20 protein-coding genes and 1 pseudogene are annotated in these 17,542 nt (G+C 54.2%); 8 read left to right on the forward strand and 13 right to left on the reverse strand.

The genetic code is table 11. The annotated features are described in order from the left end of the window. Positions 1–43: 43 nt before the first annotated feature. Positions 44–1,588: an L-aspartate oxidase gene (nadB, locus tag BM261_RS00515; RefSeq protein WP_074894163.1), complete on the forward strand. Its 1,545-nt coding sequence runs from the start codon at positions 44–46 to the stop codon at positions 1,586–1,588. Positions 1,589–1,884: 296 nt separating this feature from the next. Next, complete coding sequence (locus tag BM261_RS00520) at positions 1,885–3,174, forward strand: ATP-binding protein (RefSeq protein WP_074894630.1); 1,290 nt, start codon at positions 1,885–1,887, stop codon at positions 3,172–3,174. Positions 3,175–3,377: 203 nt separating this feature from the next. Here the strand turns inward: BM261_RS00520 and BM261_RS00525 are convergent, their stop codons facing one another. Both BM261_RS00525 and BM261_RS00530 read right to left on the reverse strand, forming a co-directional pair. Then, a complete protein-coding gene (locus BM261_RS00525; RefSeq protein ID WP_049254305.1) occupies positions 3,378–4,301 on the reverse strand; it encodes a CobW family GTP-binding protein in 924 nt (307 codons plus the stop codon). Further along, positions 4,292–4,750, reverse strand: coding sequence for a Fur family transcriptional regulator (locus tag BM261_RS00530; protein ID WP_074894166.1), 459 nt, complete (start codon positions 4,748–4,750; stop codon positions 4,292–4,294). Before BM261_RS00530 ends, BM261_RS00525 begins: the two co-directional genes overlap by 10 nt. A gap of 164 nt (positions 4,751–4,914) precedes the next feature. Between BM261_RS00530 and BM261_RS00535 the strand changes: the two genes are divergently transcribed. Continuing rightward, positions 4,915–5,403, forward strand: coding sequence for a dihydrofolate reductase (locus BM261_RS00535; protein ID WP_074894168.1), 489 nt, complete (start codon positions 4,915–4,917; stop codon positions 5,401–5,403). Positions 5,404–5,476: 73 nt separating this feature from the next. Here BM261_RS00535 and smpB read toward each other — a convergent pair whose 3' ends face one another. Next, positions 5,477–5,923 (reverse strand): SsrA-binding protein SmpB, encoded by a 447-nt coding sequence (smpB, locus tag BM261_RS00540; RefSeq protein WP_049249349.1) that lies wholly within the window; start codon positions 5,921–5,923, stop codon positions 5,477–5,479. A 116-nt stretch (positions 5,924–6,039) separates the two neighbouring features. On the opposite strand from smpB, the gene BM261_RS00545 reads away from it, so the two are divergent. Continuing rightward, positions 6,040–6,462: a hypothetical protein gene (locus tag BM261_RS00545; RefSeq protein ID WP_074894170.1), complete on the forward strand. Its 423-nt coding sequence runs from the start codon at positions 6,040–6,042 to the stop codon at positions 6,460–6,462. Between the two features lie 179 nt (positions 6,463–6,641). Here BM261_RS00545 and dut read toward each other — a convergent pair whose 3' ends face one another. Next, the gene (gene dut, locus BM261_RS00550) at positions 6,642–7,094 is read right to left on the reverse strand and encodes a dUTP diphosphatase (RefSeq protein ID WP_049249351.1); all 453 of its coding nucleotides are present in this window, start codon (positions 7,092–7,094) and stop codon (positions 6,642–6,644) included. Positions 7,095–7,223: 129 nt separating this feature from the next. Between dut and BM261_RS00555 the strand changes: the two genes are divergently transcribed. The 3 genes and pseudogenes from BM261_RS00555 to BM261_RS00560 all read left to right on the forward strand — a co-directional run bounded on the left by BM261_RS00555 (position 7,224) and on the right by BM261_RS00560 (position 9,454). After that, a complete protein-coding gene (locus BM261_RS00555; RefSeq protein ID WP_040665615.1) occupies positions 7,224–8,030 on the forward strand; it encodes a DUF4198 domain-containing protein in 807 nt (268 codons plus the stop codon). A gap of 210 nt (positions 8,031–8,240) precedes the next feature. After that, positions 8,241–8,360 (forward strand): annotated as a pseudogene (locus BM261_RS12220) (IS5/IS1182 family transposase); the annotation flags it as partial. Between the two features lie 71 nt (positions 8,361–8,431). Beyond that, the gene (locus BM261_RS00560) at positions 8,432–9,454 is read left to right on the forward strand and encodes a T6SS immunity protein Tli4 family protein (RefSeq protein WP_074894172.1); all 1,023 of its coding nucleotides are present in this window, start codon (positions 8,432–8,434) and stop codon (positions 9,452–9,454) included. Here BM261_RS00560 and BM261_RS12225 read toward each other — a convergent pair. The 7 genes from BM261_RS12225 to guaA form a co-directional block, all read right to left on the reverse strand. Then, entirely contained in the window at positions 9,447–9,704 is a 258-nt protein-coding gene (locus BM261_RS12225; protein WP_143095742.1) for a hypothetical protein, read from the reverse strand. The genes BM261_RS00560 and BM261_RS12225 overlap by 8 nt on opposite strands. 47 nt (positions 9,705–9,751) lie before the next feature. Next, positions 9,752–10,093, reverse strand: a complete 342-nt coding sequence (locus tag BM261_RS00565; protein WP_003770161.1) for a hypothetical protein — start codon at positions 10,091–10,093, stop codon at positions 9,752–9,754. Between the two features lie 10 nt (positions 10,094–10,103). Continuing rightward, entirely contained in the window at positions 10,104–10,550 is a 447-nt protein-coding gene (locus BM261_RS00570; protein ID WP_074894174.1) for a GatB/YqeY domain-containing protein, read from the reverse strand. A gap of 97 nt (positions 10,551–10,647) precedes the next feature. Beyond that, positions 10,648–10,860: a 30S ribosomal protein S21 gene (rpsU, locus tag BM261_RS00575; protein ID WP_003770158.1), complete on the reverse strand. Its 213-nt coding sequence runs from the start codon at positions 10,858–10,860 to the stop codon at positions 10,648–10,650. Between the two features lie 258 nt (positions 10,861–11,118). Further along, entirely contained in the window at positions 11,119–11,790 is a 672-nt protein-coding gene (locus BM261_RS00580) for a DUF6348 family protein (protein ID WP_074894631.1), read from the reverse strand. Positions 11,791–11,804: 14 nt separating this feature from the next. Then, positions 11,805–13,310, reverse strand: coding sequence for an exopolyphosphatase (gene ppx / locus BM261_RS00585; RefSeq protein ID WP_074894176.1), 1,506 nt, complete (start codon positions 13,308–13,310; stop codon positions 11,805–11,807). Between the two features lie 126 nt (positions 13,311–13,436). Continuing rightward, positions 13,437–15,002 (reverse strand): glutamine-hydrolyzing GMP synthase, encoded by a 1,566-nt coding sequence (guaA, locus tag BM261_RS00590; RefSeq protein ID WP_003740869.1) that lies wholly within the window; start codon positions 15,000–15,002, stop codon positions 13,437–13,439. A gap of 201 nt (positions 15,003–15,203) precedes the next feature. Here guaA and cysG point away from each other — a divergent pair, with 201 nt between their 5' ends. Then, positions 15,204–16,601 carry a siroheme synthase CysG gene (cysG, locus tag BM261_RS00595; RefSeq protein ID WP_074894178.1) on the forward strand — a complete coding sequence of 466 codons (1,398 nt, stop codon included), beginning with the start codon at positions 15,204–15,206 and terminating at the stop codon, positions 16,599–16,601. Positions 16,602–16,688: 87 nt separating this feature from the next. Here the strand turns inward: cysG and BM261_RS12810 are convergent, their stop codons facing one another. Together BM261_RS12810 and BM261_RS00600 are read right to left on the reverse strand one after the other, a co-directional pair. Further along, positions 16,689–16,811, reverse strand: a complete 123-nt coding sequence (locus BM261_RS12810) for a hypothetical protein (protein ID WP_256205677.1) — start codon at positions 16,809–16,811, stop codon at positions 16,689–16,691. 165 nt (positions 16,812–16,976) lie between these two features. Further along, positions 16,977–17,537, reverse strand: a complete 561-nt coding sequence (locus tag BM261_RS00600; RefSeq protein ID WP_074894180.1) for a pseudouridine synthase — start codon at positions 17,535–17,537, stop codon at positions 16,977–16,979. Positions 17,538–17,542 lie beyond the last annotated feature (5 nt).

Raw genomic sequence — 17,542 nt, forward strand, 5'->3', positions numbered from 1 at the left:
CAATATTGCCGTTTCAGACGACCTCTCAAACAAGGACAACACCATGCAAACCGATTGCGACGCATTGATTGCCGGAAACGGGCTGGCGGCACTGACGCTCGCCCTGTCGCTGCCTGAGTCGTTCCGCATCGTCATTTTGTGCAAAAACCGGCTGGACGACACCGCCAGCCGTCATGCGCAAGGCGGGATTGCGGCGGCGTGGTCGGGAGAGGACGACATCGAAAAACACGTTGCCGATACCTTGGAGGCGGGCGCGGGCTTGTGCGACGAAGCCGCCGTCCGCACCATCCTGTCGCAGGGTAAACCGGCAATCGAATGGCTGCTGGCGCAGGGTGTGGCGTTCGACCGGAGTCATAACGACCTGCACCTGACGCGCGAAGGCGGGCATACCTGCCGCCGAATCGCCCACGTTGCCGACTACACGGGCGAAGCCGTCATGCAGAGCCTGATTGCCCAAATACGCTGCCGCCCGAACATCCGCGTTTACGAGCGGCAGATGGCGTTGGACGTTCAAACCGGATCAGGCGCAGCGTGCGGACTGACCGTCCTCGACTGCCGAACGCAAGAAACCTACCGCATCCGTGCCCGCCACACCGTACTCGCAGGCGGCGGCTTGGGACAGATTTACGCCGCCACCACCACGCCGCCCGAATGCACGGGCGACGCCATCGCCATGGCAATACGCGCAGGCTGCGCAGTCGAAAACCTCGAATTTATCCAATTCCACCCCACAGGCTTGGCAAGGCCGTCTGAAAACGGACGCACCTTCCTGATTTCCGAAGCCGTGCGCGGCGAAGGCGGCATCCTGACCAACCAAGCGGGCGAACGGTTTATGCCGCATTACGACCGCCGCGCCGAACTCGCGCCGCGCGACATCGTTGCCCGCGCCATCGCCGCCGAAATCGCCAAACAAACGCAAGACTTCGTCTCGCTCGACATCAGCCATCAACCCGCAGAGTTTGTCCGTCAGCATTTCCCGTCCATCCATCGGCACTGCCTGTCCCAATGCGGCTTGGACATCACACGCCAAGCCATCCCCGTCCGCCCCGTGCAACACTACACCTGCGGCGGCATCCACACCGACCCCTACGGCAGAACCTCCCTGCCGCAGCTCTACGCCTTAGGCGAAACCGCCTGCACAGGGCTGCACGGAGCCAACCGCCTCGCCAGCAACTCCCTGCTCGAATGCGTCGTTACCGCCAGGCTTGCCGCCCAAACCATCGCGGACGGACAAGCGTTCCAAGCTGTACCGTCCCAAAGGTCGTCTGAAAACCCCTCCGCCAAAGCGTGCATCTTTTCAGACGACCTCCAAAACACCTTCAGCCGTCCCGCCCTGCAAGCCTTCAACCAATGCCATCTCGGCATCCTCCGCAACGATACCGACCTGCGTCGCGCCATCGCCCAACTGTGGCTTTGGAAGCAAAACCAAACCGAGCCGCACACCGCGTCCGAATACGAAAACCGCAACCTGCTCGAATGCAGCCTCGCCGTCGCCCAAGCCGCATACGCAAGGCGGCAAAACATCGGCGCGCATTTCAATACCGATTTGGTGGCATGTTTCAACTGGCAGGAGCGGAAAGCAGGCTGACAGTTTTTCCCTAATGGGAAGAAGAGGCCGTCTGAAACCTTGTTTTCAGACGGCCTTTCAATCTATTTTCATTATTTCTTTCTCAAACCGTCCCGGTCTTCCCTGCCGATTCGTAACTTGTCCATTCGTAAACTTTATTTTCTGTGAAGCAAAAAATCTTTTAGGTTTTAATTCAAAAAAATGTATTTTCTCCCATTTTTTCGTTTGAGAAAATGTATTATAAAAATAAATTTTCCTTAGAAAAAATGTATTTCGGCCTGTATAATCAGCCTGATATTTGGTTTTCGAGAGACATCATGCAGCGCGAAATCATCCAATCTTTAGAAAAGTGGAAACACAAAGCCAATCGCAAACCTTTAATTATTCAAGGTGCACGGCAAGTTGGTAAAACGTGGGCGATGAAGCATTTCGGCAAACGGCATTTTGCCAAAACCGCCTATATCAATTTTGACAACAATCCGCGCATGAAAACCTTGTTTTCGGGCGATTACGACATCGGCCGCCTGTTGCTCGGTTTGAAAATTGAAAGCGGCGTGGATATCCAAGCCGAAGATACTTTGCTGATTTTTGATGAAATTCAAGAAGTATCGCAAGCCCTGTCATCGCTCAAATATTTCTATGAAAATGCACCGCAGTTTTATATCGTTGCCGCCGGTTCGCTGTTGGGCGTGTCGCTGCACCATCAGGTATCTTTTCCCGTCGGCAAGGTGGAGTTTTTACCGCTTTACCCGATGGATTTTCACGAATTCTTGACTGCACTTGGCGATGAAAATTTGGTTCAACTGCTTGAAATGAAGGATTGGGCATTGATTTCGGCGATGAAGAGCCGCTATATCGAGCGGTTGCGCCAATACTATTTTGTCGGCGGGATGCCCGAAGCAGTGCAAACCTTTATTGATACGCAAAATGTAGATGAAGTCCGCCAAGTGCAGCGTCATTTGCTGACGGCATACGAACAAGATTTTTCCAAACACATTTCAGACGGCCATACCGTACAACGTGTGCGCGCCTTATGGAATGCCATTCCCGAACAACTGGCAAAAGAAAACAAGAAATTTATTTATGCCCAGCTGCAAAAAGGAGCGCGCAGCAAAGATTACGAAACCGCCCTGCAATGGCTCGAAGACAGTGGTTTGGTACATATCGTGCCGCGCGTCAAAAAGCCGCATCTGCCGCTTTCCGCCTATCAAGACAACGCCTTCAAACTCTTTGGCTTGGATGTTGGCCTGCTTGCTGCCCAAAGTCATTTGGACGCGGCAACCCTATTGGAAGGCAACCGCATTTTTACTGAATTCAAAGGTGCGCTGACCGAACAATATGTTTTGCAACAACTGATTGCCACGCAAGACAATCCTGTCTTCTATTGGGCAACCGAAAAAGGAACGGCCGAGGTGGATTTCGTCCTGCAACGCGGACAAGGGGTTATACCGATTGAAGTGAAGGCTGAAGAGAATTTGAAAGCGAAGAGCTTGAAAGTTTATGTGGAACAGTTTGCGCCCGAACAGGCATTGCGGTTTTCGATGGCGGATTATCGCGAACAGGACTGGATGGCGAATGTGCCGTTGTATGCTTGTTCTGATTTATGAATCGGGTTTTAAATTTTTCCGGCCGGTTAGGCTGATTTAAAATAGTGCTTTGATAAATTTCACAAAATCAAGGATGTCAGAATATCCTGCCGTATTGCACATCGCGAAGGCACAACTCCCGATCTAATGCCAAAAGGCCGTCTGAAAAATGCTTTTGCTTCGCAGAAGCTGATATTTCAGACGGCCTTTCTTGATTTTCGCGTTTACTTTTCCAATGCGTCGCGCAGTTTTTGCTCGATCAGGTCGGCATCAAAGGATTTGGCAATCAGTTCGAAACGGCTGTCGCGCCGCCAAGCGACTTGGTTGGCACCCCATTGCCCGTCCACCCAGTTGAGCCATACCCAGGTGCCGAGCACTTGGAAGACGCCTTTGGCGCGGACGAGGCCTTCGGTCAGTTTCGGCAAGTCGTTGAAAAAGTTAGTCAGCCTCTCGCCGTCAAAATCCTGTCCGGCCGGGAAGGTAAAGCCCTGCGATTGGAAACCCATGGTGTTGTCGGGCAGGGCTTTGAGGCGGTAGCGTGATTTTTCGATGACGGGAATGTCCAGCCATTGGATGTCGAGCTGTGCGTTTTGCACTTCGACCACTTTGGCTTTCGGCGGGAACAGTTTGGCCGCTTTGTCGTGGAATTCGGCAAGTTGTTCGGGCGTGCAGAGGTCGGTTTTGCTGGCAACCAAGATGTCGCAGATGCCGATTTGGTCTTTGTACAAGGCTTGTTGGGCGTAGTCGGGGTTGATGAATTGGCGCGGATCGACCACGGTGAAGACGGCGGCGATTTCGAGTTGGTCGGCGAAGGGGGCGGCCTTGAGTTCGTCAATGACGCTGGCGGCGTGTGCCAGGCCGCTGGCTTCTATCATGATGCGGTCGGGTTCGTTGCGCAGCAGTTTGGCCAACGCGCTGCCCATTTGCGGCCCAGCGGCGCAGCAGAGGCAGCCGCCGGCGATTTCGGCCACGGGGATGCCTTCGTCGCTCAATACTGCGCCGTCGATGCCGATTTCGCCGAATTCGTTGACTAATATCACCCATTTTTCATTTGGGTCTTTTTGCGCCATCAGGCTTTTCAGCGCGGTGGTTTTGCCTGTGCCTAAAAAGCCTGAAATCAGGTGGACTTTGGTTTTTTTTATTGGCATTTTGCGCAGATTCCTGTCAGTACGAGGTGTTTTTCGGTCAGCGAGAAGCCTGTGTCGGCGACTGCCTGCTGGAGGTCGCCCCATTGTCGGCTGAGGGATTGTTCGTCCACCGCGCCGCATTCGGTGCAGACGAGGATGAAGGCGCTGTGGCCGCTGCCGGTGTGTTCGGCGTGGCCGTGTTCGCAGCAGTTGTGGCGGGCGTGGCTGCATAAGACGTAGCCGTTTACCGCCGCGATTTTGTGCAATACGCCCAGTTCGGCCCAGAAGTCCAATGCGCGGTAGGCGGTGGGTGGTGCGACCGGGGTTTTGCTGTGTTGCTGCATTTGCGAGAGGACGTAGTAGGCTTTGATGACGCCTTCGTGCTCCAATACGATGTCCAGCACCTGTTCGCGCAATGCGGTAACTTGTGCGCCTTTGGCGCGGGCTTGCTCGATGATTTTCTGTTTCATTTTATCGGTTCCGTTTTTCAGACGGCCTCTGCGGCCGGCAGGGTGTTTGCAAGGTGTTTATTATAGCTTTAATTCTTCAGGCCGTCTGAAAAGCATGAGGCGGGGTTTGGTGTGCGGGCGTGCTTTTTGGCTATAATGCGGGCCGTCTGAAAAAAGGAAGAGTTATGCAGAAAATCACGCTGATTGCCGCCTGTGCCGACGGTAATGTAATCGGTATCGACAATGCGATGCCTTGGCATTTGCCGGAGGATTTCGCTTTTTTTAAAGCCTATACGTCGGGCAAGCCGGTGGTGATGGGGCGGAAGACTTGGGATTCGTTGCCGAAGAAACCGCTGCCGAACCGCCGCAATATCGTGGTCAGCAGGCAGGCGGAAGGTGTGTTTGAAGGCGCGGAAACCGCTCCCGGCCTGGCTCAGGCTGTCGCTATGTGCGAGGGGGCGGAGGAGGTCGTGGTGATGGGCGGGGAACAGGTTTACTGTCTCGCCATGCCGTCGGCCACCGACCTGCGGATTACGGAAATCGGCCTGCGGGTGAAAGGGGATGCTTTTTTTCCCGAAATCGATTCGGCGGTTTGGCAGGAGGCCGGACGTGAGGCGCATGTTGCGGAAAACGGTTTGGAGTATGCGTTTGTGCATTATGTCCGCCGTGCATGACGGGCGGTAGTTTAAAGGCCGTCTGAAAACCCGGAAAAGGTTTTTCAGACGGCCTTTTTGTTGTGCCGGCGGTTTAGCGGCTGTTTTTCATCAGCCTTTGTTTTTCCCGTTTCCAGTCCGCTTCTTTCATGCTTTGGCGTTTGTCGTGTTGTTTTTTGCCTTTGGCCAGGCCGATGTCCATTTTGATATAGCCGCGTTTGTAGTGCATATTAAGCGGGACGAGGGTATAGCCGCTGCGTTCGACTTTGCCGATGAGCTTGTTGATTTCGCTTTGCTTCAACAGCAGTTTGCGCTGGCGGACGGGGTCGGGTTTGACGTGGGTGGAGGCGGTGGGCAGGGCGGTGATGTGGCAGCCGACCAGGTAGAATGCCCCTTTTTTCCAGTGTATGTAGCTCTCTTTGAGCTGCACCCGCCCGGCGCGGATGGCTTTGACTTCCCAGCCGTCCAATACCAGGCCGGCTTCGATTTCGTCTTCGATAAAGTAGTCGTGAAAGGCTTTTTTATTGTTGGCAATGCTCATTTTTCAATCCGCTGTTTTTTTCAGACGGCATTGTATCAGATATTGAGGCACTCCCCCTTGCCGCCGTATTCCGAGGGCGGGGTATAATCGCGCTTTTTGATGTGAAGGCTTAAAGGATGAAGGGGCAGGGAAAATGGCTGGCGGCGGCGGTGTTGCTGCTGGTGTTTGCGGCGGCAAAACTGGCGGGGCTGTATTGGTGGCAACAGCAGCAGCCTGCCGCCGAATCGTTGGCATGCGATATCGGCCGCGGCTGCACGCTGCCGAACGGCGCCGTGTTGCGCTTTACGCCGGCTGCGGGTTTGAAAACACCGTTTGATATTGCCTTATCCGGCAGCGGGGCGGAGAAAGCCGTGTCGGTGAGTTTTTCGATGCGGGATATGGATATGGGCTTCAACCGCTATGACTTGCACCGTCAAGCAGACGGCGGCTGGCTGGCACAAAACGTGCGCCTGCCGCTTTGTACCGAAGCGCGGCATGATTTCTTGGCCGATATATCGGTGGACGGGCAGGTTTACCGCGTGCCGTTTACGGCTTACTGATTCTGTTTCAACTTTACTGACCATACGTTCCCGATGCCGTGCAGCAAGACGCGGGCATTCAAATCCAAGTGAAGCAAAAAGCGGGTTTGCCGTTCATGATGTCGGCAAACCCGCCATGTTTTTTGCAAACCGCATCACCTGTCTGTTTATTTCCAATAATAGATAATGAAAACAGTAGTTTAGGCTTTTCCCGTGCTACCGAAGCCGCCTTCTCCGCGCTGGCTGGCGGCAAATTCGTTCACGATTTTAAATTCGGCCTGCACGACGGGGACGATGACCATCTGAGCGATGCGTTCGAACGGTTCGACGGTAAACGGCGCGTTGCCCCGGTTCCAAACCGAAACTTTGAGTTCGCCCTGATAGTCGGAATCGATGAGGCCAACCAAATTGCCCAAAACGATGCCATGTTTGTGTCCCAGCCCGGAGCGCGGCAATATCATGGCGGCGTAGCCCGGGTCGGCCAAATGAACCGCCAAACCGGTCGGGATGAGGAATGTTTCGCCCGGCTTGATGGTGGCGGCCGTGTCTATACAGGCGCGCAAGTCGAGCCCGGCCGAGCCGGGCGTGGCATACGCGGGCAATTGTTCGGCCATTTTCGGATTAAGGATTTTGATTTCTACCGGAAGGTGCATATGGATATCCGTATCGGTTTGTATAAATTAGGAATTATACGGCCGGATATTTTTTTTAACAAATACTGGCAAAACCTTACCAAGATGGTTACAATATAACAATCGAAACAAGTCATACACAGGATGAAAATGAAGAAACAAGTTGTATTGGCAGCAGTGCTGTCGGCTGCCGTGTTTTCCGCACATGCACACCGCGTTTGGGTGAAAACAGACCATACCCACGGCGGCGAAATTTTGAAAGCGCAGCTGGGCTATGGCGAGTTCCCCGAATTTGAACCGATTGCCCAAGAGCGGCTGCATATTTTCAGCAAACCGATGCGGCTGTATACCGACAAAGGCCATGAGGATTTGGTGCAAAAGGGCGAATTCAATTACCAATATGAAAGCAAAAAGCCGGTCCGCGAAGGCAGTTTTTTGGTAACGGCGGAATACCAGCCGACTTTCTGGTCGAAAAACAAAGCCGGTTGGAAAAAAGTCAATATGACCGAAATGCCGGATGCCGAATATTGCGAACAAACGCGGATGTACGGCAAAAACATCGTCAATGTCGGCCATGACAGCGCGGATACCGCAGTGATTACGCGCCCTGTAGATCATCTTTTGGAAATCGTACCGCTGGATAATCCCGCCAATGTGCGCGTGGGCGAACTGTTTAAAGTAAAAGTGCTCTATAAGGGCGAGCCTTTGGCCAATGTTCCGGTTACTGCGACATTCGAAGGCTTCGATCTGACCGACCGCAAAAAATCACACAAAGTAGAGGCGCAGGCCTTCTACGATGTAACCGCAGCCGACGGCACGGTGGACATCATTCCGCTGCGTCAGGGCTTTTGGAAGGCAAGCGTGGAATACAAAGCCGATTATGCCGACCAAAAAGTATGCCAAAAACAGGCTTCATACAGCACACTGACTTTTGAAATCGGGCATACGCACCACTAAGGATTTTTAACCGTTTGCTTTAGGCCGAACCCGGTTCGGCTTATGTGGGGGGAAGGCCGTCTGAAAATGTTTTCAGACGGCTTTTTTTATTTTTGTCGGATGCGGTTTTGAGAAATACCCTGTTAAAATAGAAATATAGCGTTTTCCTTTGATTACACCCCACCTGATGCTTTAAAGAAATTCCGCGCCTTACAAAGCCGAAAAGCTGCAAAGCGATACTATAGTGGATTAAATTTAAATCAGGACAAGGCGACGAAGCCGCAGACAGTACAGATAGTACGGCAAGGCGAGGCAACACCGTACTGGTTTAAATTTAATCCACTATATGTCCGGTTTGCGCATCCTCAAACCCATTGCCGAACCCATACAACCCGATTAACCCAGCCCTAAGGACACATTGCATGAAATATACCGGTACTTTCCTCACAGCCGCACTGCTGGCTGCCGCGACTCCAGCCGTCCCCGCCCGGGCCGCAGGCAGTCCGCCCGTCATCGACACCGCCTACTGGACCGAACAACCGTATTGCAGCGGCCGCTACCAATTGCGTCTGCCCGCTATCCGCCGCCACAGCAGCTCGTGGATAGAATACAACGGCTGGAGTGTGATGGTATTGTTCAATGCATGGGACAGTCGGATGAATACTTGGAAAAACATTCAAAAAAGCGGGCGCGACGGCACAGACCGCTTTGTGGACGCCCGCACCCTGATCCCCGGCCGGGCCGTGATGTTTGCAACGCGTAAAGATTTTGACTGGGAGGATATTATTAGAGACCGGGGCATGCCCTACGAAACCAACATGATATTCAAGCTCGATAAGGACGACGCCTACACCGTCAGCGGCTATTTCCGTATTCCCTCCAATAACGGCAAAGAACCGGCCAACTGGAAGGTAAAAGAAAAAGAAATGCTCGACGGCATGGAGAAAAGATATCGCGCCGACTTCCTCAAAGGCCTGCGCGAACGGCAGGAATACGAAGTGCCGAACCAAAGCGGCATCTGCCTGATCCGAGGCTTCATTGCCGACGACGGCGGCAAACCCTTCAAAGCCAACACCGCGGTACGCTTTGCCAAGCAGACCGACATGCGTCTGGAAATGCTGCACGGCGCGGTATTGCAGCCCGGCGAGCCGCCCCTGCTCGAACGCGACCTCGTCTCCGAAAAAAGCGCGCTGGCCAAAATCTTCAAAACCGCCGGCTACCGCACCATCCGCCAAGGCAAACGCGATATTAACGGCATGTCCGGCACGGAAAAGCTGATCAAATGGCAGGACAACAAATACATGCTGATATGGGAACGGGACGGAGGCGACCCGCGCATCATGATGAAATTCGGCGCGGACCGTGCGGAAGGGACGAGCCGCAGCGAAGCCGAAATCCTCGCCATTTGGGACACCGTACTGCCGACTTTGAAGCCGGTTAAATAACGGAAAGCCGCCCATCCTGTATTCCGCCATACATCAGGCCGTCTGAAAAACCATACCGAAGTTTCAGACGGCCTCTTGGCAACAGAAGGCCGTCTGAAAACAAATCTTTGCTTGTGAGGCTGGGTTTCCGCACGGCAAAGACGAAGCTGCCGTCCTGCCAAGCCTTATTCCCGGCTTTCAGACGGCCTCCGCCTAAATGCAGGCCGTCTGAAAAGAGATAGGGTCGGATATCGGTATTGCCGCATGGCAAAAGGCCGTCTGAAAGCGTATTTTCAGACGGCCTGTTTCTTATTTTAGCTAGTATTGCGGCGGGTTTTTCTGCGTTTTATACGGCACCAGGCTGCTGCGGGAGAGCAACAGCAGGCAGCCGAATATCATCATGCCCAAGGCAATCAGCGGCGACAGCTCGATCCAATAAGTGTTTCGCAAATATATCGCGGCTCCGACATACACCAGCAGGGGGCCGGCAACAACCGATTGCTTATTGATGCCGTCCATCAGGAGCACCAGCACGCCGACCGTGGCGAAAGCGGCGGCGATTAAGGTGGAGGTGGCGGGCAAGATGTCGGTACTTTTCAGAAACCAGGCCGCGCCGACGGTAATCAGCAGCAGCGGAAAAAAAAGCGAAGATTGGCGCATGGCTGTCTGCCTAGCGGCTCAAGGCGGCCTTCACCGCCTGATTGACTAAGGCCATATCGGCTTTGCCCGCCAGCCTACTTTTCAGTGCGCCCATCACTTTGCCCATATCGGCCATGCTCGATGCGCCGATTTCGGACAGCACGGCGGCGACTTCGGCGGCGATTTCTTCTTCGGACAGCATTTCCGGCAGATAGCGGTTCAATACTTCGATTTCGGCATTTTCTTTGTCGGCCAAATCCTGCCTGCCCGCATCGGCATAGATTTTGGCCGAGTCTTTGCGCTGTTTGATCATTTTGCCGAGTATTGCGGCAACGCGCGCATCGTCTGCTTCCGTGCGTTCGTCCACTTCAAACTGTTTGATGGCGGCATTGATTAAGCGGATTGTGCCGAGTGCCGTCTGATCTTTGGCACGCATCGCGGCCTTCATGTCTTCGGTCAGTTTGACTTTCAAAGTCATTTTGGTTTCCTTGTTCGAGTCGGAAAGCAGGCATTATAAAACAAAAAACACCGCAGACGGATGCGGTGTTTTTTTGAAAACGGATAAGCGTTTCGGCTTAGTACATTTTCGGCGGCAGTTGTTGGCTGCGCAGGCGTTTTTGCAGGCGTTTGGCAGCAGCCGCTTTTTTGCGTTTGCGCTCGGTAGTCGGTTTTTCGTAGGCTTCGCGCGCGCGCAGTTCAGTCAGCAGACCGGTTTTTTCGATCGCGCGTTTGAAACGGCGCATGGCAACTTCAAAAGGTTCGTTTTCTTTTACACGGATAGTAGGCATTTTATTTCCTTCAAATTTCGGATATTTCGTTAGATAGTGGGGCCGTCTGAAAAAAGGGACGGCGGTAAATATGTTGTTATGCCGCTGTCTGCAGGGGGCAGGGCGGGGCATGCGCCGTGATGAAAACATCACCTCCTAACAAGGCCGTGCCGGCAGGGTACGGCGGAAAATTCGGTTTGGCCGGACAATCCGGCGCGAAAGGCGCGGATTATGCGGTATTTTCGCTATGCAGTCAATGGTTTTCCCGCAAAAGGTTTTTCAGACGACCTTTTCCGGAATCAGGATGAGGAACAGGCGCAGGCTGTAGAAGGCCTCGCGTTTCGGCCAGTCCAAACGGGCGAGTGCCTGTTCGGCGAAGGGCAGGTTTTGGTTGTCGAACATGAATTCCACACTTTCTGTTTCGCCGTTGATTTGGCAGTAGTAAAAGCGGACGAAGTGGATGGCGTTGCCGATACGGGTGCGTTTCAGTGCTTCTTTAACCGCACCGATGAGCGGTTCGGTCGGGCATTGCGGTTTGCCGCCGGCAAATTTGAGCGTGGGTCTGCCGATATAGGCGGCAAACGGCAGGCCGTCAAGCGTCCAGTTTTCTGCGCCGCCGGTTTGATTGAAGGCGTCGAGCATGACGTTCAGCGCGCTTTTTTCAAAGTTGTCCCAATTCGCGCTGAGGGCTTCTTCAATGCTGCGGCCGATGTCGCCATAGGCTTCGTAGAGCAGACGGCCGTCGGGCAGGCAGGTTTCCACGTCGAGGCGGGTAACGGTGCTGCCGTTGTTGCGGCTGTTGATGTAGGCCAGTGTGTCGAAGGCGACGGGTATTTTGAATGCGGGCAGCAGTTTGCCTTCTTCTTCGCTGACGGTGTAGCCGCGGGAGAGCAGGGCGGCATGCAGGATTTGGTTGAGGGTGTAGTCGCAGTTTTCTTCGTTATCGGACATTTTGTTTTGTTCTTTCAGACGGCCTGGATGTCGAAACGGATATTGATTTTCGCCCATTGCTCATGTTCTTCCGCCAATGCGCCTGCGGTCAGCGGGTTTTCTTCCAGCCATTTTCCGCTGATGCGCAATATGAAGGACGATGGGGCGGGGCTGCGCAGTTGGGTGAATTGCGGCAGGGTCAGCGGCAGGCGGGCGCGGTTGAACAGAACGGACAATCTCAGGGCGAAGAGTGCGAACCACATCATAGTGTTGCCGCCCGCCTGTTCCACTACTTTGCGCACGTCGCCGCGCTGGCCGAGGGCGAGGACGGAGAGGATTTGCTGTTCGCGGCGTGAAAAGCCCGGCATATCGGCCTGGTCGAGGATGTAGGCGGTGTGTTTGTGGTAGGCGGTGTAGGCGATGTCGATGCCGATTTCGTGCAGTTTGGCCGCCCAGCGGAGATATTGCCGCCAGTGGTTGAGTTCTTGTACCGATGCGTTTTGGGCAAGGCTTTCGAGCAGGATGGAGGCAGTGTGCGCCACGCGGTCGGCCTGGCTGAGGGAAACGTGGTAGCGCTGCTGGAACTGCGTAACGGTTTGTTCGCGCATGTCTTCGTTCAGGCTTCGGCCGATGAAGTCATAGAACACGCCGTCGCGCAGGGCGGCATCGGTTACGGTCATGGTTTGCACGCCCAGTTCTTCAAATACGGCCAGCATGACGGCCAAACCGCCGGCGAATACTTCCAGCCTGTCAGCCTTCAATCCGGCAAATTTGGCCTTTTTCACGCTGCCGGCTTCGCAGATGCGCTGCATCAGTTTTTTCATGCCGGGGTAGCTGATGGTTTCTTCGGTGTTGCCGGTTTCGGCCGCCAATACGTCGCGGATGGATTTTGCCGAGCCGGAAGTACCGACGGCGAAATCCCAACCGGTATCCTTATATGCTTTGGCGATGCGCTGTATTTCGGTACGGGCGGCGGTGATGGCCGTCTGAAAGACTTTTTCGTCGATTTTGTTTTGGAAAAAACGCATGCTGTAGGTTACGCAGCCCAACGGCAGGCTTTCGGTACGCATGGGCTGGATGTCGCTGCCGATAACGAATTCCGTCGAACCGCCGCCGATGTCCACCACCAGCATTTTGTCGCCGTTCGGCGGCAGGGTATGCACCACGCCTGTGTAAATCAGGCGGGCCTCTTCGCGTCCGGCGATGATTTCGATGGGGAAGCCCAATGCGGCTTCGGCCTGAGGGATGAATTCGGCAATGTTTTTTGCCACGCGGAAGGTGTTGGTGGCGACGGCGCGCACTTGCTCTGCGGAAAAGCCGCGCAGGCGTTCGCCGAATTTGGACAGGCAGGAGAGGGCGCGCTGGCGCGAGGCTTCGTCGAGATATTTTTTGTCGTCCAATCCGGCGGCAAAGCGCACCATTTCTTTAATCGAATCGACAACTTGTAACTGGCCGTTGTTGTTTTGGCAGATTTGCAGGCGGAAGCTGTTGGAGCCTAAATCGACGGAGGCAAGCATCTGCGGGGCATTTGGAGTATTCATAATGATCGGGGCGGGTAGGGCGGTTGGGCATGCAGGTCGTCTGAAAGCCTGCTTGAAGGAATAGGGGCGGCTTTACCGTCAGGCCGTCTGAAACATCAGGATTCAGACGGCCTATTGCGGTTCGGCTTATTCCCACTCAATCGTGGCAGGCGGTTTGCCGCTTACGTCGTACACCACGCGGTTGATGCCTTTGACTTCGTTGATGATACGGTTGGACACGCGGCCGAGCAGCGAGTACGGCAGTTCTGCCCAGTGTGCGGTCATGAAGTCGCTGGTAATCACGGCACGCAAGGCAACGACGTAGTCGTAAGTGCGTCCGTCGCCCATTACGCCGACGGATTTGACGGGCAGGAACACGGCGAAGGCTTGGCTGGTCAGGTCATACCAAGATGTACCGTTTTCGTCGGTAGTGTTGCGCAATTCTTGAATGAAAATGTCGTCCGCTTGGCGCAGCAAGTCGGCGTATTCTTTTTTCACTTCGCCCAAGATACGCACGCCCAAACCGGGGCCGGGGAACGGATGACGGTACACCATTTCGCGCGGCAAGCCCAAAGCGACGCCCAGTTCGCGCACTTCGTCTTTAAACAAGTCGCGCAACGGCTCAAGCAGCTTGAGTTTCATGTTTTCGGGCAGGCCGCCGACGTTGTGGTGCGATTTGATGGCGTGGGCTTTTTTGGTTTTTGCGCCTGCGGATTCGATTACGTCGGGGTAAATCGTGCCTTGCGCCAGCCATTTGGCGTTGGTGAGTTTTTTCTCTTCGGCATCAAATACTTCGATAAATTCCGCGCCGATGATTTTACGTTTTTTCTCAGGATCGGTAACGCCGGCGAGTTTCGCCATGAATTGCTCTTCAGCATCGACGTGAATCACTTTCACACCCAAGTTGCGGGCGAACATATCCATGACCATTTTGCCTTCGTTTAGGCGCAAGAGACCATGATCGACGAACACGCAAGTCAGTTGGTCGCCGATGGCGCGGTGAATCAGCGCGGCGGCTACGGAGCTGTCCACGCCGCCCGACAGGCCCAAAATCACTTCGTCGCTGCCGACTTGTTCGCGGATTTTAGCGACCGCTTCCTCGATGTAGTTCGGCATTGTCCAGCTCGGTTGCGCGCCGCAGATGTCCAAGACAAAGCGGTTCAACAGGGCGCGGCCTTGTTTGGTGTGGGTAACTTCGGGGTGGAATTGGATGCCGTAGAATTGTTTTTCGACGTTTTCCATCATGGCAATCGGGCATGACGGAGTATCGCCGATAACGGCAAAGCCGTTGGGCAGTTTGGATACTTTGTCGCCGTGGCTCATCCATACGTCCAGCGTATTGGGCGCGTCGTCGTAAATATCGCGGGTCAGTTCGCTATCGATGGTTTTGACTTGCGCGTAACCGAATTCGCGTTGGTTGCCGGGCTGCACTTCGCCGCCCAAGTGGTGCGCCATAAACTGCATTCCGTAACAGATGCCCAAAACCGGAATGCCCAAATCGAAAATGCCGGTATCAGCTTGATAGTCGGATTCGTAAACGGAATTGGGGCCGCCGGAGAGGATGATGCCTTTCGGATTGAAAGCTTTGATTTCGTCCAAAGGCATGTCGAAGGAATGCAGCTCGCAGTAAACATGAGCTTCGCGCACGCGGCGGGCGATAAGCTGGGTAACTTGCGAACCGAAGTCGAGAATGAGGATTTTGTCTTGGGTCATAATCGGAGAAAAGGTTAAAGTCAGTCGGAATCGGAAACTTGCGGATTTTAACACAAGGCCGTCTGAAATGTTGCCGCACGGTTTTCAGACGGCCTCAAAACGCCATGTGCCGCTTTCGTTATAAGGAAAGACAAACACGGTATTTCTACCTTTTCAGACGGCCTCTTAAAATGGAACGATCATTGATAAGGACATACGGACATGAATTACTTCCCCATGTTTGCCGACCTTCGCGGCCGGCCTGTTTTGGTTGTAGGCGGCGGAACGGTAGCTGAGCGCAAAATCCAATCGCTGCTGGATGCCGGGGCAAAAGTCTTGCTGGCAGCGCGTGAACTGACCGAAAACCTGCAAACATGGGCAGAAGAAGGCAGGATTTGCCGCATTGCCGAAAGTTTTTCAGACGGCCTCATCAGGGAGGCGGTGCTGGTCATCGCCGCCACCGACGATGAAGAATTAAACCGACAGGTGGCCGATGCGGCAGAACGCGGTAATAAATTGGTCAATGTAGTGGACAGGCAGGAATTGTGCAGCTTCATCGTACCTGCGGTGATTGACCGCTCACCCATCCAAATCGCCGTATCCAGCGGTGGCACATCGCCCGTGCTGGCGCGTCGGCTCCGCCTTCAAATCGAACAACTGGTGCCGCACCATATCGGCCTGATGGCGCAAATTGCCGGCGAAAACCGCGAATCTGTCAAACGGCAATTCGGCAGCCTCCCCGAACGCCGCCAGTTTTGGGAACATCTTTTCGCCGGACGTTTTCAAGACTACTGCGCCCAAAACAACCGTCCGCAGGCCGATTTGCAATTAAAGGCCGAGCTGGCCGCCAAACAGACAAAGCAAGGCTTTGTTACCTTGGTCGGCGCAGGGCCGGGCGATGCCGGCTTGCTGACCATTCATGCTTTGCAGGCCATACAGGCAGCCGACGTAGTGCTATATGATGCCTTGGTCAGCACGGATATTCTCCGCCTGATTCGGAAAGATGCGGAGAAAATCAACGTCGGCAAACGGGCTGGCGGCCATAAAGTACGACAGGAAGAGACCAATGCCTTATTGCTCGAATATGCCCAAAAAGGCTGCCGTGTGGTACGTCTGAAAGGCGGAGACCCGTTTGTATTCGGCAGGGGTGGCGAAGAATTACAGATACTGGCCGAGGCGGGCATCCCGTTCAAAATCATTCCAGGCATCACTGCGGCCGTCGGCGCGGCGGCTTACGCGGGCATCCCGCTGACGCACCGCGATTACGCGCAATCCGTACAATTTATCACCGGGCAATGCAGGGCCGACGGCAGCGATGTGGATTGGGCAAGCTTTGCCCGCAGCAACCAAACTTTGGCGGTCTATATGGGAACCATCAAAGCGGAAAATATCGCCGCGCGGCTAATCCGCCACGGCCGTGCCGCAGATACCCCTTGCGCCGTCATCAGCAACGGAACGCGGCAAAATCAAACCGTGGCAACAGGCGTACTGTCCGATTTGCAGTGCTTAACGGCAAATGCCGCCACACCTGCATTGATTGTTATTGGAGAAGTGGCGGCATTGCATCATCGTTTGGCTTGGTTTCAAAGTGAAAACACGGCGGTTACCAAAGCTGCGTGAAGCTGAAATTTTAACTACGCATAATTTATATTATGTTAATTTAACTAATATAACATTTTGTAAAATGATTTTTTCTAAGATGCCTCATTACCCATTAACCAGGCAGTATACTTCCAACTTCCAATGTGCCGCGTCGAAGCCGTCGGGCAACATGGCCTGCGGGTCGGGAAAGTTTTGCGGGTTCCAAAGGTAGACGGGGTTGAGGGACATGGGTGTGCCTTTCTTTCGGTGGTTTTTAAAGTGGGGGTCGGGCGGGATGCCCGACCTGTTATTGCGGTTTTACTGTTTTTTAAAAAGCTGCCAGCTTTGGTAAAGGTCGACTTGGCCGTCTGAATCTGCTTTCAGACGGCCTCTTTCCCTGTATTTCCTGATTGATTACGGCAAGGATTCGCTGTAACGCCATTCTCCCAAGCCGAGTTGTTCGTCAAACAGGTTCAGACGGCCTATGGCTACGCGGATTAGGCGCAGGCAGGGATAGCCGGCTTTGGCGGTCATGCGGCGGACTTGGCGATTTTTGCCTTCGCTGATTTTGATTTCCAGCCAAAAATCAGGCACGGTTTTTCTGACGCGCACGGGCGGGTTGCGCGGCCATAATCCGCCGGTTTCTTCCTCGGACAGCAGCCGGATTTTGGCCGGACGGGCGGTAAAGTCGCCTAAGTCCATCGGGCGTTGCAGCAGTTGCAGTTTGTCAGTGTCCGGTATGCCTTCGAGTTGCGCCCAGTAGGTTTTTTCTACTTTGAAGCGGGGCTGGGTAATCCTTGCCTGCAATTGCCCGTCATTGGTCAACAGCAGCAGGCCTTCGCTGTCGGTATCCAGGCGGCCTGCGGGATAAAAACCGGGCGCGTCTATGTGGTCTTTCAGGCTCGGATGCTTTTCATGCGGGCTGAACTGGCAGATAACGCCGCAGGGTTTGTTGAAGATAATCAGGGAGTTCATGTTTC

The organism is Neisseria elongata subsp. elongata (assembly GCF_900113545.1).
Classification (GTDB): Bacteria; Pseudomonadota; Gammaproteobacteria; order Burkholderiales; family Neisseriaceae; genus Neisseria; species Neisseria elongata.

Coding starts and splice junctions, on each gene's coding strand:
- nadB (WP_074894163.1), top strand. CDS start 44: ATGCAAACCGATTGCGACGCATTGATTGCCGGAAACGGGCTGGCGGCA.
- BM261_RS00520 (WP_074894630.1), top strand. CDS start 1,885: ATGCAGCGCGAAATCATCCAATCTTTAGAAAAGTGGAAACACAAAGCC.
- BM261_RS00525 (WP_049254305.1), bottom strand. CDS start 4,301: ATGCCAATAAAAAAAACCAAAGTCCACCTGATTTCAGGCTTTTTAGGC.
- BM261_RS00530 (WP_074894166.1), bottom strand. CDS start 4,750: ATGAAACAGAAAATCATCGAGCAAGCCCGCGCCAAAGGCGCACAAGTT.
- BM261_RS00535 (WP_074894168.1), top strand. CDS start 4,915: ATGCAGAAAATCACGCTGATTGCCGCCTGTGCCGACGGTAATGTAATC.
- smpB (WP_049249349.1), bottom strand. CDS start 5,923: ATGAGCATTGCCAACAATAAAAAAGCCTTTCACGACTACTTTATCGAA.
- BM261_RS00545 (WP_074894170.1), top strand. CDS start 6,040: ATGAAGGGGCAGGGAAAATGGCTGGCGGCGGCGGTGTTGCTGCTGGTG.
- dut (WP_049249351.1), bottom strand. CDS start 7,094: ATGCACCTTCCGGTAGAAATCAAAATCCTTAATCCGAAAATGGCCGAA.
- BM261_RS00555 (WP_040665615.1), top strand. CDS start 7,224: ATGAAGAAACAAGTTGTATTGGCAGCAGTGCTGTCGGCTGCCGTGTTT.
- BM261_RS00560 (WP_074894172.1), top strand. CDS start 8,432: ATGAAATATACCGGTACTTTCCTCACAGCCGCACTGCTGGCTGCCGCG.
- BM261_RS00565 (WP_003770161.1), bottom strand. CDS start 10,093: ATGCGCCAATCTTCGCTTTTTTTTCCGCTGCTGCTGATTACCGTCGGC.
- BM261_RS00570 (WP_074894174.1), bottom strand. CDS start 10,550: ATGACTTTGAAAGTCAAACTGACCGAAGACATGAAGGCCGCGATGCGT.
- rpsU (WP_003770158.1), bottom strand. CDS start 10,860: ATGCCTACTATCCGTGTAAAAGAAAACGAACCTTTTGAAGTTGCCATG.
- BM261_RS00580 (WP_074894631.1), bottom strand. CDS start 11,790: ATGTCCGATAACGAAGAAAACTGCGACTACACCCTCAACCAAATCCTG.
- ppx (WP_074894176.1), bottom strand. CDS start 13,310: ATGAATACTCCAAATGCCCCGCAGATGCTTGCCTCCGTCGATTTAGGC.
- guaA (WP_003740869.1), bottom strand. CDS start 15,002: ATGACCCAAGACAAAATCCTCATTCTCGACTTCGGTTCGCAAGTTACC.
- cysG (WP_074894178.1), top strand. CDS start 15,204: ATGAATTACTTCCCCATGTTTGCCGACCTTCGCGGCCGGCCTGTTTTG.
- BM261_RS12810 (WP_256205677.1), bottom strand. CDS start 16,811: ATGTCCCTCAACCCCGTCTACCTTTGGAACCCGCAAAACTTTCCCGAC.
- BM261_RS00600 (WP_074894180.1), bottom strand. CDS start 17,537: ATGAACTCCCTGATTATCTTCAACAAACCCTGCGGCGTTATCTGCCAG.